Below are 12,479 nucleotides of genomic sequence, written 5' to 3'. Positions count from 1 at the left end.
AGCTACCTCTTAGGCGGAGGCGGGGGGGACTTAGAGGGGCGGTCCACCTCCAGGACGCTCACGCCCTGGCCGAGGAGCCCGCCCTCACCCCCGGCGCCGCCTCCCTGCTGTTTGGTGGCCTTCTTCGTCCTCGTCTCCGGCCACCACTCCTGGAAGCGGAGGGTGAGCCGATACCCCTCCCTCCAGTCCAGGGGGGCCTCCTCCAGGTCCACCAGGTAGACCTCCCGGATGCCCCAGCGGTGCGTGGCGGGGTGGACGAGCTGGACGGGGGTGTGCTTCTCCGCCCCGCGCCGGTTGCGGTAGACCTCGGCGAAGCGCCGGATGCGGTCCAGCTGGCCGAAGTCCGCCACCCGCACTTCCACCGTGACCTCTGCCGGGGAGTAGCCGAGCTTCGTGGACACCACCCCGTCCTGCCCCGGCACCTCCACGGTGGACTCGCGCAGGCCCCCGCCTCGCACGCTCACCCGCACCTGCCCCACGATGTCCGCCTTGGGGTCGGGGGCGATGCGCCAGCGGCTAGGGCCCACGATGACGAGCTCGTCATGCGTCATGGCCCACCTCCGAGGCCAGGGCCTCGAGGCCCAGCACCACGATGCGCCCCGCCGCCCAGTGGTCTATGGCCGCCACCACCTCGCGGGCCACCTCCCGTGGATCCTGTGCCCCGTTCACGTGGATATGGACCACGGTTTCTCTGGTCGTAGGAGCTAGCGCGGTCACGACGGGGAGGAGAGGAGCGGGAGGGGGCGGGGGAGCCTCGGGCGAGCGGAGAGTAGGCGCGACCTCCGGCAGTCTGATGGCGGCCTCTATCGTGGGAGCCACCTGCGTCGCCTGGAGCAGCGTTTGGGTGGCCCGCTCCACCATAGGCGCAGCGTTCTGCAGGCCCACGGCGAGGCCAAGGGCCGTCATGGCTCCGATGTGGGCGAACACCCGCGAGGGGGAACGGATGCCGAGCCCCTCTCTGGCCCCGCCCCCAATAGCCCGGGCCACGCCTTTCCCCCACTCCCACGCCTGGCGGGCCACGCCCCCCGCCGCGTCCAGCGCCCGCAGGAGGAGGTCCCCGCCAGGGGCACGCCGGACGATCTCCCGCAAGCCCCCCACAAAGCGGCTCCCCGCCCCACGCACGGCCTCCACGATGCGGCCCGGGAGGCTCCTGAACCACTCCACCACTCCCCGGTAGAGGGACGAGAGGGCTTCCCGCACCCTCCCCGCGGCGCTAGAAACGCGCTCGCGGAGGGCGGCCCAGGCGTTGGAGACGGCCTCGGTGATCCTCCCCCACGCCCCGGAAACCGCCGCCACCACGGAGGACCACGCCCCGCTCGCCCAGGCCGCGATCCTCTGCCAGGTCGCCGAGGCCGCGCCGGAGACGGACGTCCAGAGGTTAGCGAAGAATCCCCTGATCTTGTCCCAGTTGCGGATGATGTAGCCCACGGCAAACGCCGCCGCCGTAGCCACCAGCCCCCAGGGGGTGGCCAGCCGGAGGATGGTTAGCGCCCCCATGCCCAAGCGGGCCAGCATGGGCCCCATGCTGGAGGCCGCGGCCATCATGGCGGCTCGGTGGGCCACGGCGTAGCGCATGGCGGCCAACGCCACACGGCCAAACCACAGCACCGATAGCCCACCCCAGCGCACCACGCTTCCCGCCATGCCCAGGGTGAGGAGGTTGAGAAGCCGCCACGCTCCGGCCAAGGCGATGCCCATGCCGATGAGCCGGAAGCCAGAAACGGTGGAAGCCTCCATGCCGCCCGCAGTGCCCCCTAGCGCTTGGGCCACGGCGTTTAGAACGGGGGCCACGGTTTGGGCCACGCTTTGAGCGGCTCGGATGCCGTCCATGACCCCGCGCCACGTCTCCACGATGGCGGGGCGGATGCGCTGCCACGCCAGGCTCACCTTGGCAATCGTGCGCTCCACGCTGTCCAGGAAGCGGTTCAGGTTGGCTTCGGCCCTCGAGGGGTCGGTAGCGTCGGCGAGGCTACCAAACACGCTCCTAAACGCCCCGCCGATGTAGCGCTCCAGCATGGCCTTTAACCGCTGCCCCGTGCGGCTAGGGGTGTCGGGGTCGGTGAGGGCTACCAGGTTAGCCAACACGTTGCGCACGGGGTCAACGTTGATGTCCATTAGGAGCTCCGTGGGCCGGGAGCGGAGCGTGGACCACAGCCCGGAGATGGACCGGCTCGTGAGGTCCATGAGCTTCCCCAGCTGCCCGCCGGAAATGGTATCGCGTATGGTTTCCAGGACCGCCACGACGCCCAAGTCAGCGGATATGCGCCCCGCTTCCTGCAGTTTGCGCACCTCATCGGTCGTCCTCCCGATCCTTTTCGCGATCACCTCGTAGACCTTGCCGCGAGACACCCCGGCTTCGGCCAGCTGATCTAGCTCCTCGCCCTGCAACCGCCCTTTGGCCCGGATTTGCCCGATGGCGCGGAGCGCTCGGTCAATGACCTCCTCGCTGAACCCCTTCAGAGCGGCCAGGTCGCCCACGGCCTTGAGCACCACCGGGATTTCCGCCGGCTTGAAGCGGTCGGTCAGCAAACGCTGGTACGCGTCAATGACGTCCCGGGTCTCAAAGGGGGTGCCGGCGGCGAACCTGACCGCCTCCCGCATCATCCGCTCCGCCTCCTCGCGGCTGCCCAAAAGCGTCTGGAAGGCGATGAGGGTGTTCTCCTTAAACGAAACCGCGTCCAGGACGAGCTTGGCCCCGTACCCCGCCGCCCCGGCGAGGAGGAGGTTGCGGAGGTTGAAAACGCTGGAGGAGAGGGCGGCCATCTCCGCCCTGGCCCTGGCCGCCCCGGAGGCGAGGGCCGCGAACCCTCCTCGGGCCGCCCCTACCCCTGCCAGGGCCAGGGAGAGGGAGCGGGCGGCGTAGCCCGTCTCCCTGAACTCCGCCCCTATGCCCGCGCTGGCCGCGCGGGCGGCGGAGGTAGCCCCCACCACCGCCCGCTGGAACTCCCGCACCTGTCTGACGGCGGCGGTGAGCCCGGCAACCTGGGCGCGAAGCTCAAAGATCCACTGCAGGCGGTTATCCACGGTCGGGGATGAGGGCCAGGTGGCTCGCGGCCTCCAGCATGGCCCCGGCCGCCGCCTCCGGGGAGCGCTCCCCCCTGCGGTAGGCTAAGAGGCACTTGGCGGCCAGGGCCACGTTCCGCTCCTTCAGGATTTGCTGGTAGACCTCAACCGAGCGGCGCCAGAAACCGGGCCTCCTCGTCCTGGGCCAGGGCGATGAGGTCGGTGGCAATGCGCGGCACGAGCCCAGGCCGCTGGCGAACGATCTCGGCGAACTCAGCGCGCGAGGGTTTCAGGAGACAGTCCAGGACCAGAGTCTTCTGCGCCGCGTAGAGGTTCGCCCCCTCACGGGCGGCGGTAGCCACGAAGCGGCTGTATTCGGGCTCCTGGGGTGGGCGGAAGTACGCCTTGCCCCAGCGCCCCTCGGCCACGTAGACCTCCCCGTGCTCCAGGAGGAGGTCCTGCTCGTCTGCGGGTTTCAGCTCAGGCATCTACCCCTCCTCACTTGGCCCGGAAGGGGACCTTGGACCGGGGCAGGACCTCGAGGGCCTTCCCCTTGAGCTCCACCATGACGGGCTCAGCGCCTTTGGACACGGACACGCTCCCCCCGCCCGTAGGCCTCCACGCCCGGATGAAGTCCACGGTGGTCTGCCCGTCCGTCCCGGCGTAGACCACCTGGATGTCCACCTCCTTGTCCTGGAAGCCGTTCCCCCACTTGTCCAGGAGCTGGTCGTAGATGTCCTTGGGGAGCTTGACCGTCACCTCCACCGGCTCCACCATCCCCGGCGTGCGCCCCACCGGCTTCCCCCCCTTGTAGATGTACTCCTCCTGGACCTCGGGCACGGCGTACTCCACCTCGGCGTCCACAGGGATGGTCTCCCCGTCAATCATGATCTCCACCGAGGAGAAGTCGTAGAGCTTGGTGTTCCTGACCTCCATTCAGATCACCCCACCTTCAGCGCCGGGTTCTCAAACCCGATCTCCACGCTGATGAACTTGGCGTAGCCCAGAGGGATGACGGCGATGGACACGGGGAGGCGGCGGGAAGAGAGGATGTTCTCCGTGCGGTCCACCGTCACCCGTACGGCGGGCTGGCCCTCTATCTCGCTCACCTTCCCCTTCAGAGCCGCTCTGAGCATCCCCGCGATGTACCCTTCCACCCGCACCGCGTCCTTCTCGGCGATGCCCCCGGTGGCGGGGTCCACGCGGATGGACTCGTTCACGAACCTAAGCCCCGCCTGGTACGCCACGGTGCAGGCCAGGTCCATCACGGAGCGGTACTGGTCCAGCTCAAAGTCCGAGCCGGGCGGGGCCATGAGGCGGCCCTGGGTGAGGTAGTACCCCGCGTAGGCGGGGTAGGTGCGGGCCGTGGTGAAGCGGGCCTCGTCCAGACCGGGGCTCACGTACTCGTCCCGGTGGAGCCGGACCACGCCCACCAGGGGCCCCGAGGCCACCCGGCCCACGTCCTCCTGGGCCGGGCGCGCGGCGCGGCGTCCCGCCCATAGCCAGGAGATGGGCCTCCGGTGCACGCGCCCCGTGATGGGGGAGGCGATCTCGGCGTACCCCGCCCCGACCCCGACCCGGGTGGAGGCGAAGGAGGCCCAGTCGGTGCGCAGCTGACTGTCGGTCTTGTCCTCGGCGTCCAGGATGGCCCAGATGTAGCGGTGCTGGCTGGCCGCCTCCCCCATGCGGGCGTCCACGGCGGCGGCCACGGTGGGGGTGGCGGCCCCGACAACGTGGACGAACTGGTAGCGGAGCTGGGCCTGGCCGAAGAGGGCGTCTATGGCAGCGTTGAGGTCGGTCAGGCTATAGCCGGGGGCGGTGGTGTTAGCCCGAAACTCATCCCCTGCGGCAAAGGAAGGCTCTGTGGCTCCGTTGGTGAACGTAAGGGTTAGGCCCGTCCCCTGCAGAACGTACGTGCCGTTGGAGGGCACGGCGATCTCCGGGCTCCAGTTGTCCCCGCCGTCCAGGGAGTAGATGAAGGCGGCGGTGCCACGGGCCCCCGTGCGGGTGATGCGCACCACCAGCTCGTAGGCGTCGGAGGGGTTGCCGCTTACCGCCAGGGTGCCTGTACCCGTGCCCGTTTTGGTGACGCTCCCTACTGAGCCGGCTACGCTGGCGTTCACCCGGATCGCGTAGATGGCCCCCGCCCCCTGGGCGAAGGCCACGCCGATGGCCTCCAGGAGGGGACCGGAGCCGAAGACCTCTTTGGCCCGCTTGGTGTCGGAGACGGCCACCACCTCGTTCACGGGCCCCTGGCTCGCCACGCCGATCTTGACGTGCACGCCCTCTCCCAGGGCCGGGAGGACGCCCAGGTTCCCGTCCTGGACGTTTATGGTCACGCCGGGCAGGTTAGCCATTCCTGATCACCTCCCCCTGGGCCGCCTCAAGGGCAGCCTCGTACTCCTTGCGGGTCACCTCCTGCCCCAGGGCCCATCCCGCCTTCGTCTTGGCGGCGGCGAGGAGCCACCCTGGGGTGCCGAGCTCCCGCGCCCACTCCTCGTAGGGGCGCCGGGGCTCCTCCTGAACCTCTTGGGTCTCGTCCTTCCTAGGCATACTCAACCTCCGCACTGCATGGCTAACTGCTCCAGGATTACGTACTGCTCCCGCTCTTCCACCGGGGCCACCACCTCGAGGCCCAGCCGGTAGGCCACCCCCAGGGCGATGGCTCCCCCCTCCACCCACTCCCCGTCCCGCGGCTGGGCGAGGGTGCCCAGCCGCCGCCGCAGAGCGGTGAGGACCTCCGCCAGCATCCCCTCCACGTCCGAGTAGGCGCTGGCCCAGAGGTAGAGGGAGAGGCGCACCCGCCGGGCGTAGAGGGGGCGGCCTGTGGGCGCGGGGAAGGTGTACTGGGTGGAGGCCTCCAGGGTCTCCCGCTCGGGCACCACCACCAGACGGGGCGGGTGGGCGTGCTCGTCCAGCCCGGCGAGCCCCACGTAGATGGGCACGGGGGGAAGCTCCTGGGCGAGGACCTGGATGAACTCCGCGATCACAGCTCGGCCTCCAACCACGCGGCGATGGCCTCGCGCATGCGCTCGGCGTACTCCCCGAGGTCCCGCCCCTCGGGGAAGAAGGGCCGGGGGGGAAGCTCCACCCGGCTAGCGGTGACCCACCGCCCCCTCCCGCCCTTCCGCGTCCCACGCCCCCCGGCCAGGCGGAAGCGGAGGTAGCGCGCGCGGCGGGGGCGGATCACCGCCCCGAACTGGTGGGCGGCGGCGTAGCGCACGTTGGTCCCGATGGCGAACCCCCGAGCGGTGACGCTCTGGACGCTGAAGGAGCGGCGCAGGCGGCCCGTGTCCGAGAGGGTCTGCCCCCCCTCCAGCTGAGCCCGGAGAGAAGGCGGCCACGCCCTCCCGTACGGGTCGGTGGCGGTGCGGAAGCGGTCCATGAGGGCGCTCATGGCCCCCTCCGCCGCCGCGCGGGACACCTCCCGCAGGGCCCCGGGCCGGGTTAGCCGTTCAAAGCCACGCAGGAGCCGCTTCAGCTCGTCAAAATCCCCGCGCACACTCACGGCCACCTCCGCTCGCGGGTCACGGCCTGGACGGCGGTGGAGGAAACCTCGGGGGTAGCGTCCTCTACCCCGGGGTCCACCTTCCCTGCGGCCACCCCCTCCAGCCAGCGGATGGCGTCCTCATAGCGCATGCGCAGGTTCTCCTGCCCGGGCCGGGTGGGGTCGTACCCCCTCCGGCTCATGAGGTCGTAGGCGGCGATGAGGGCCACGGCCCGGGTGAGCCCGCGCCCCCAGGAAGCGAGGGGGAGGTCGTAGCGGGCCCGGAGGTAGGAGTCCGCCAGGGCGGAGGCAGCCTCGAGGGCCGCCTCCTGCTCCGCCTCCGGGATGGAGGCCAGGACCGCCTCGGGAAGCCCGAGGGCGCGCAGGTCAGCCCTGCTGGCGTAGGGCATCCCTGATCTCCGCCAAGAGCTTCGGCCCGATGCCCTTCACTCCCAGGAGGGCCTCGTCCGTGGCCTCCCGCACCGCCTCCAGGGTGGCGTATCCGTTGGCGAGGAGGAGGCTACGGGCGGGAAAGCCCTCGGGGAGGGGCGTACCTCCCGCAGGCCCCTCGGGGGTGGGGGCACCCTCCCGAGGGAGCTCGGGCGCTCCTGCTCCTTGCAGCCTCTCCCGCATGCGCCGAATAGCGAAGTACCCCATGGCTACCTGGTCACGAGCCGCACCACCACAGGATCGGTGTCGCCGGGGAGTCGGGAGTAGCGGTGGGCCACGAAGTAGACGTTCACGGCGGCGAGGAGGGTGTCGCTGGCGATGTCCTTGTCCGTCTCAATGCTCGGCGTGCCGTTGTACCAGAGGGCGAGGGCCCCGCGGCGCACGAAGAGGGTGACGTAGGTGTTGGGGGTGCCGCTGATGACCGGGGCCCGGCGGGAGACGATGATGGGCAGGCCCAGCACCCGTGGGCGGCCACCGTCCTGGGGGTTGAGGAACAGGGGCATGCCGTCGTTGCTCTTCGCCTTGCGGAGGTCGTTCAAGACTTTGGGGTGCATGACGACGGCGGCCACGGAGTCCTCGCTCTCGCCGAAGGCGCTCAGGGCGTCCACGATGGCGTCGTAGGAGATGGTGCCGGAGGAGGCGTTCACCGTCTGGACTCCTCCGCCCGTGGTGGAGGCAGCCGCTTCCACCAGAGCCCGGTCAAAGGTCCGCCGAGCCCCCTCGAGGAGCTGGCGGGTGGCTTCGGCGTAGGGGTCGGCGTACATGGCCGCCATGCGGGCCCAGGCGGTTATCTCAAACAACTTCCCCGCCCGCTGCACCACGGCCTCCTCTGTGGTCATGGTGAGCTTCGTGGGGGTCAGGGATTGCCCCTCCCCCACGACCTCGTACTCGCCCAGGACTCCGAAGTACGGAATCCTGACCCTATCTCCGCCTTTGGCGTCGCCGGGCAGGGTGCGAGACTCCACCACCGCCTCCGTGCCCAAGAGGGCCACGCGGTCGGGCCACGCGCCCGCCACCGCGTCGGCCAGCACCTCGGGGATGAATAGGTCGCTCCTAGTGGTCACAGGCATCTCACTACCTCCTCAGTACCCGAGGGCCCTCCGCCGCAGGGCGCGGTAGGCCTCGGGGTCCTTCCTGTAGAGCTCCGCCCGCTGAGCGGGCGTCATCTGGTTCCAGTCCAGCCCACCAGGTTCCGGCTCTTCCAGACCGTTCGCCCGGACCACCCTGGGGGCCACCCGCAAAAACGCCTCCAGCGCCTCGGGAGTCTGGCTCTCCGCCCAGGAGAGCATGGCCGGGGTGAGCTTGCCCTCCCTCTTCCCCTCCTCAATGAGGCGGGCGAGCCGCTCCTTCCTCCGCTCCTCCTCCAGCGCGGCCAGCCGCTCCTGGACCCGGGGCAGCTCCTCGTGGGCCTGCTTCCAGGCCAGGAGAACCGCCTCGGCCTCGTCCTCCCGGCGCGTCCCCGTGAGGGCAAAGACCCTCTCGGGGAACGCCATGAGCCTGCGGAGAACCGCTTCGGCCTCGGCCTCGCCAGCGTCCTCCCTAAGCCCTAAAAGCCTCAGAACCTTCTCCATCCTCGTCCTCCTGGTCTCCTCCCGCTCCCAGGGGGCCTTCTCGCCCCACTGGTGGTAGTGGGCCGCGATGTGCCTCCTCACCGCCTCCAGCTCCGCCTCTGGGATGTCCACGCCACCACGCGCCCCTTGCAGAACGGCGGCGGCGGCGTAGACCCCCCTTTTGTGCACCACAAGCCGCCCGTCCACCACGTCGTGGTGGGGGAGCTTGTAGGAGCCGAAACTCTCTGGGTCCGTGGCGTCGTACCAGGCGAAAGCCTTGCGGTACCTCGCCCAGTCTATGGTCTCCTTGTCCCCGCTCCCGTCCCGGCTGGCCCAGCGCCGGACCCGGGCCACGGCGGCGTCCGCGTCCCACGAGGAGCCCTCGTGGACCGGACCCGCCTCAAACCCCACCGCCTTCGCCACCAGAGGCTCCATGCGCTTGGTGGCCGGGAGGTTGGTGAGGGCGAGGTTGATGAGCTCCACGATGCGCCCCTCCTCGTCCACGTAGAAGGCGGGGCTGAAGTAGCGGTACTCCCGGTTGCGCAAAAGCTCCATAGCCCTCGGGGTCCACTCCACGTTCACCGCCCAGAGGCCGTCCTCCCGGACCTCGAGGTCAAACCACCCCGCGGCGGGGACGGGGCCGTTGGACACGGGCTCCAGGGCCTGGTGCTCGTAGTCAATGGAGAGCCGGTTGCCGTAGTCCCGCCAGGCCTGCATCACCCGGCGGGCCGCCTCCTGGTCAAAGAGAAAGACCCCCTTGGTCGTCTCCACGCGACCGAAGGGGAAGATGCGAAACTCGCGGGGGGGCTCGCCCCCGGGGACGGGGATGGTCAGGGCATGCCGTGTCATGGTCCACGAAAACCCCCCGGGGCTTCCCGGGGGTAGAGTTATCCGAGCTTAGCTCTAGGATAGCACACCTTGCACTCCGCTACAAGGGGTGCTAGAATCAGGGCAAACCCACCGGGCTGGGCCTGGGTTCCCGATAGCCCGGTGCAGGACGGGCGCCCCTCCAGGGGGGCGTTCCCCGTTTTATTTGGCCACCCACCGGAGAAACCCCACCCGCTGGTTTTGGAGATAGGCGTAGTCCCTAGACTCCACGAAGGTCAGGGCTACCAGGGCCCCCCGGTGCACCTCCGCCGAGAGGACCAGGTGCCGGTCCCGCCCCTCCCGGTAGACCTTCAGGTACCGCTGGCGGAAGACCACTCGCCGCTCGTGCTGAAGGGGGAGGAGCCAGACCTCCTGCGGGGTCCGCACCAGGTCTGGAAGCCAGGCGAGGAAGCGCTCCCGCCCATCCCCCTTGAGGTGGCCCACGAGCCCCCGGTCCACCAGCACGGGGAGGCCCGTGGGGTCCACGAGGAGGGCGGGGAGGCCTCCCAAGCGCTCCTCCAGGAGGGCGAGGAAGCGCGCCTCCCCCACCTCCGCCAGCGTGGGCAGGAGGTCTCCGGGGGCGGGCGTAGGGTCCAGGCGTTCAGGTAGGCCGTAGGAGCGCCAGGTGGGTGGCTCCCCGGCGAAGGCGGGCGCCCAGGGGAGGCGGGCGGCGTCCCTTTGGCCCTTGGCGTAGCCCTCCACCCACTCCTCCTCCGCCGGGGAGAGGCCGAAGCCCTCCTGCGGGGGGACGCTGGGCAGGGCCCGGGCCACGCCCCGGCGCTCGGCCTCCGCGCGGGTGAGGGCCCGCACCCCGCTCCGGCAGTTGTGGTGGAGGGGGGGCCAGTTGGACCTCCACCACGGGTCGTCCGCCGGGCGCACCACCCCGTCCCGGGCCCGGCAGATCTCCGTGGTGCGGCTGTCCAGCACGGCATCGTACATGAGGTAGGGGTGGGAGCGCCGCACGGCGGGGTCCTGGAGCTGGTCCCACCTCCCGGCGGAGTAGGCGGCCTGGACGTTGTTGCGGAAGATGGTCTCCAGGTGGCCGTAGCTCCACCTCCCCCCGAGGACGCGCAGGGCCTCCTGCCGCCACTCCTCCAGGGGCGTCCCCTCCTCCAGGGCCCGGAGGACGCTCTGGTGGAGAAGGGCGAGGCGGTCCAAGAGGGCCACCCCGGCGGCGGTGAAGGCCCGCCGCCGGGCCTCCTGGGTGAGCTGGCCCCACTCCCCCTTGAGGAGGGGCACCTTGCCCCGGAACCACTCCGCCGCCTCCTGGAAGCGGAGGGGATCGGCGCTAACGCTCCACATCCCGGATCACCGAGTACCGCCCCGCCAGTCCCGCGAGGACCAGGGCCCGCTCCGTGAGGGCGGCCACCTCCTCAGGGGAGGCCTCCCGGAAGCGGCGCATGAGGAGGCCCCGCACCTCCTCGTAGCTCTGGGCCTGGGCGAGTTCGGCCTCGAGGCCCGCCAGGGGGTCGGGGAGGCGGGATAGGAGGCGATCCGCGAGGGCGTCGGCGTAGAGCTGCCCCTGGACGAAGCCCGGGGCCTCCTGGGGCGGGTCCCCCGAGGCGAGGCGCACGAGCCCCTGCCCTTTCCGCACGGGGAGGCCGTACTCCTCCAGGAGGGCGTCCAGGTCCACGTTCGCCCCCGCCTGGGCGAAGGTCGCCACGGCCTGGGCCAGCCTCTGCAGGGTCTCCGCCCGGGCGGCCAGGTCCTCGGGGGGCCTGGGGTCCCAGCGAGGCCAGGGGGCGAGGGCAGGGTCTCCCGCGTTCCACTCGGCCCAGAGGGCCAGGACGCCGTTCCTGAGCCCGGTGGCTAGGGTCTCCACGTCCGCCTCCAGGAGGTCCGCTCGCACGGCCTCGTGCACCCGCGCGGCGGCGTAGCTCCCGCCCTGGACGTCCGTGGTGAGGTTCTGCCCGAGTATGGCGATGGTCATGGCCCGGTCCGCCCAGGCGATGGCCTCCGCCTTGGAGCGCCACACCTCCGCCGAGGGCGAGAGCACGTCCAGCCGCCACCCCTCGGGGAGGACGAGGCCCGTGTCACCTCCGAGGTCCGCCAGGAGCTGGGCGAGCTCCTTTCCCGTCTCCCCCGTGGGCCCATCGGTGTAGGCCACCCTGAGGGCCCCCACCTCGTTGTCCCTGGCCCAGTAGCGGATGGCGTCCAGTTTCACCAACCAGGGGAGGGCGAGGGTCCGCCAGAGCCCCTTTTCCCACGGGCGCTTCGGCCCGTAGGGGGTGTAGAGGAGCCACATCCCCCGCTCCAGCAGATGCTCCTGCCCTGTGGCGTCCCGCACGCGCCACGCCCCGTCCCGCATCACCAGGGCCCCCGGGTTCCAGACGTCCAGCTTGGGCCAGAGGAGGCCGTCCTCTTCCACCCAGGAGAGGGCGGCGAGGCCCACCCCCGTGAGGAGGGCCCAGACCATGAGGTCGTGCAGGGCCTCCTCGGGGAAGAGGCTCCACCACCGCTCCTCCAGGAGCTTCGCCCAGCGCTCCCCGCCGGGGGCGGGCTCCAGAGTGAAGGGGAGGCCCAAGAGGCCCCGGACCCGCACGGAGAGGACCCCCTGCGCCCGATCGTCCCCCAAGATGGCCCGGGCAAGCTCGGCCACGGGCCGCATGTCCCCCTGCTGGGCGATGGCCCAGACGGTGCGGACCTCCGCCGGGGTCCACTCGGCCCGGAGCCAGCCCCGAGGCTCCTGGTAGGTGTTCACCTTCTCCTTAGCCATGAATCTCCCTCCATATCTGGAGGAGCCTGGGGCGGGCTAGGACATAGCCCACCCGGTTGGGGGTGGTGGACCAGAGGAAGGCCGCCAGGTCCTTCGCCTCCTGGCTCCGCTCGTGGGGCGGGCGGTCCAGCTCCAGGGCCCGCCGCAGGGCCTCACGCACTGTGTCCCAGGGGTACCAGCGCCCCCCCACCCGCAGGGCGTAGCTCCCCGCTTGACCCACCAGCCGCTCCACCTCCTCCCGGCGCCCCCGGCCGGGAGGCCCCACGCGGCGCATGCGGGCGTTCAGAGCGCCCCAGACGAGGAGGGCGGGGTCAACGTCAGAGCGACCTCGGCGCTCTCGTACGTAAGCCCGCAGCGCCTGCACCTGTACCGCCGCACCAGCATCACGTCCGGCCATACCCCCTCC

General features: G+C 70.9%; 15 protein-coding genes. All 15 read right to left on the bottom strand.

Annotated features, from left to right (window positions below):
* Nucleotides 1-2: 2 nt before the first annotated feature.
* The 15 genes from A0O31_RS08020 to A0O31_RS07950 all read right to left on the bottom strand — a co-directional run bounded on the left by A0O31_RS08020 (nt 3) and on the right by A0O31_RS07950 (nt 12,470).
* A complete protein-coding gene (locus tag A0O31_RS08020) occupies nt 3-551 on the bottom strand; it encodes a hypothetical protein (RefSeq protein ID WP_071677410.1) in 549 nt (182 codons plus the stop codon).
* Nucleotides 541-3,024: a tape measure protein gene (locus A0O31_RS08015; protein WP_071677409.1), complete on the bottom strand. Its 2,484-nt coding sequence runs from the start codon at nt 3,022-3,024 to the stop codon at nt 541-543. The genes A0O31_RS08020 and A0O31_RS08015 overlap by 11 nt, the downstream gene beginning before the upstream one ends.
* A gap of 143 nt (nt 3,025-3,167) precedes the next feature.
* On the bottom strand, nt 3,168-3,491 hold the full coding sequence (locus A0O31_RS08010; protein WP_071677408.1) for a hypothetical protein: 324 nt from the start codon (nt 3,489-3,491) through the stop codon (nt 3,168-3,170).
* Between the two features lie 10 nt (nt 3,492-3,501).
* The gene (locus tag A0O31_RS08005; protein ID WP_084720316.1) at nt 3,502-3,939 is read right to left on the bottom strand and encodes a hypothetical protein; all 438 of its coding nucleotides are present in this window, start codon (nt 3,937-3,939) and stop codon (nt 3,502-3,504) included.
* A gap of 5 nt (nt 3,940-3,944) precedes the next feature.
* Nucleotides 3,945-5,342 (bottom strand): DUF2586 family protein, encoded by a 1,398-nt coding sequence (locus A0O31_RS08000; RefSeq protein ID WP_237258984.1) that lies wholly within the window; start codon nt 5,340-5,342, stop codon nt 3,945-3,947.
* A 10-nt stretch (nt 5,343-5,352) separates the two neighbouring features.
* Nucleotides 5,353-5,556, bottom strand: a complete 204-nt coding sequence (locus A0O31_RS07995) for a hypothetical protein (RefSeq protein WP_071677406.1) — start codon at nt 5,554-5,556, stop codon at nt 5,353-5,355.
* 2 nt (nt 5,557-5,558) lie between these two features.
* The gene (locus A0O31_RS07990; protein WP_071677405.1) at nt 5,559-5,993 is read right to left on the bottom strand and encodes a hypothetical protein; all 435 of its coding nucleotides are present in this window, start codon (nt 5,991-5,993) and stop codon (nt 5,559-5,561) included.
* Entirely contained in the window at nt 5,990-6,505 is a 516-nt protein-coding gene (locus tag A0O31_RS07985) for a phage virion morphogenesis family protein (RefSeq protein WP_071677404.1), read from the bottom strand. The genes A0O31_RS07990 and A0O31_RS07985 overlap by 4 nt, the downstream gene beginning before the upstream one ends.
* Nucleotides 6,506-6,507: 2 nt before the next feature.
* Nucleotides 6,508-6,900, bottom strand: coding sequence for a phage protein Gp36 family protein (locus A0O31_RS07980; protein WP_071677403.1), 393 nt, complete (start codon nt 6,898-6,900; stop codon nt 6,508-6,510).
* Nucleotides 6,878-7,123 (bottom strand): helix-hairpin-helix domain-containing protein, encoded by a 246-nt coding sequence (locus A0O31_RS07975; RefSeq protein ID WP_071677402.1) that lies wholly within the window; start codon nt 7,121-7,123, stop codon nt 6,878-6,880. The genes A0O31_RS07980 and A0O31_RS07975 overlap by 23 nt, the downstream gene beginning before the upstream one ends.
* A 26-nt stretch (nt 7,124-7,149) precedes the next feature.
* Nucleotides 7,150-8,004, bottom strand: a complete 855-nt coding sequence (locus A0O31_RS07970) for a phage major capsid protein (protein WP_161489862.1) — start codon at nt 8,002-8,004, stop codon at nt 7,150-7,152.
* A gap of 18 nt (nt 8,005-8,022) precedes the next feature.
* Complete coding sequence (locus tag A0O31_RS07965; protein ID WP_071677400.1) at nt 8,023-9,339, bottom strand: phage protease; 1,317 nt, start codon at nt 9,337-9,339, stop codon at nt 8,023-8,025.
* A gap of 180 nt (nt 9,340-9,519) precedes the next feature.
* Nucleotides 9,520-10,659 carry a PBECR2 nuclease fold domain-containing protein gene (locus A0O31_RS07960; protein WP_071677399.1) on the bottom strand — a complete coding sequence of 380 codons (1,140 nt, stop codon included), beginning with the start codon at nt 10,657-10,659 and terminating at the stop codon, nt 9,520-9,522.
* The gene (locus A0O31_RS07955) at nt 10,646-12,073 is read right to left on the bottom strand and encodes a phage portal protein family protein (protein ID WP_071677398.1); all 1,428 of its coding nucleotides are present in this window, start codon (nt 12,071-12,073) and stop codon (nt 10,646-10,648) included. The genes A0O31_RS07960 and A0O31_RS07955 overlap by 14 nt, the downstream gene beginning before the upstream one ends.
* Entirely contained in the window at nt 12,066-12,470 is a 405-nt protein-coding gene (locus A0O31_RS07950; protein ID WP_152024419.1) for a hypothetical protein, read from the bottom strand. Before A0O31_RS07950 ends, A0O31_RS07955 begins: the two co-directional genes overlap by 8 nt.
* Between the last annotated feature and the right edge of the window lie 9 nt (nt 12,471-12,479).

Origin of the sequence: Thermus brockianus (assembly GCF_001880325.1) — a bacterium.
Classification (GTDB): Bacteria; Deinococcota; Deinococci; order Deinococcales; family Thermaceae; genus Thermus; species Thermus brockianus.
Note: the sequence above shows the minus strand (reverse complement) of the source record. Positions and strands in the feature narration are given on the sequence as shown.

Bases quoted from the DNA above. Each gene is read 5' to 3' on its own strand.
- A0O31_RS08020 (WP_071677410.1), bottom strand. From the start codon at position 551: ATGACGCATGACGAGCTCGTCATCGTGGGCCCTAGCCGCTGGCGCATC.
- A0O31_RS08010 (WP_071677408.1), bottom strand. From the start codon at position 3,491: ATGCCTGAGCTGAAACCCGCAGACGAGCAGGACCTCCTCCTGGAGCAC.
- A0O31_RS08005 (WP_084720316.1), bottom strand. From the start codon at position 3,939: ATGGAGGTCAGGAACACCAAGCTCTACGACTTCTCCTCGGTGGAGATC.
- A0O31_RS07995 (WP_071677406.1), bottom strand. From the start codon at position 5,556: ATGCCTAGGAAGGACGAGACCCAAGAGGTTCAGGAGGAGCCCCGGCGC.
- A0O31_RS07980 (WP_071677403.1), bottom strand. From the start codon at position 6,900: ATGCCCTACGCCAGCAGGGCTGACCTGCGCGCCCTCGGGCTTCCCGAG.
- A0O31_RS07975 (WP_071677402.1), bottom strand. From the start codon at position 7,123: ATGCGGGAGAGGCTGCAAGGAGCAGGAGCGCCCGAGCTCCCTCGGGAG.
- A0O31_RS07965 (WP_071677400.1), bottom strand. From the start codon at position 9,339: ATGACACGGCATGCCCTGACCATCCCCGTCCCCGGGGGCGAGCCCCCC.
- A0O31_RS07960 (WP_071677399.1), bottom strand. From the start codon at position 10,659: ATGTGGAGCGTTAGCGCCGATCCCCTCCGCTTCCAGGAGGCGGCGGAG.
- A0O31_RS07955 (WP_071677398.1), bottom strand. From the start codon at position 12,073: ATGGCTAAGGAGAAGGTGAACACCTACCAGGAGCCTCGGGGCTGGCTC.
- A0O31_RS07950 (WP_152024419.1), bottom strand. From the start codon at position 12,470: ATGGCCGGACGTGATGCTGGTGCGGCGGTACAGGTGCAGGCGCTGCGG.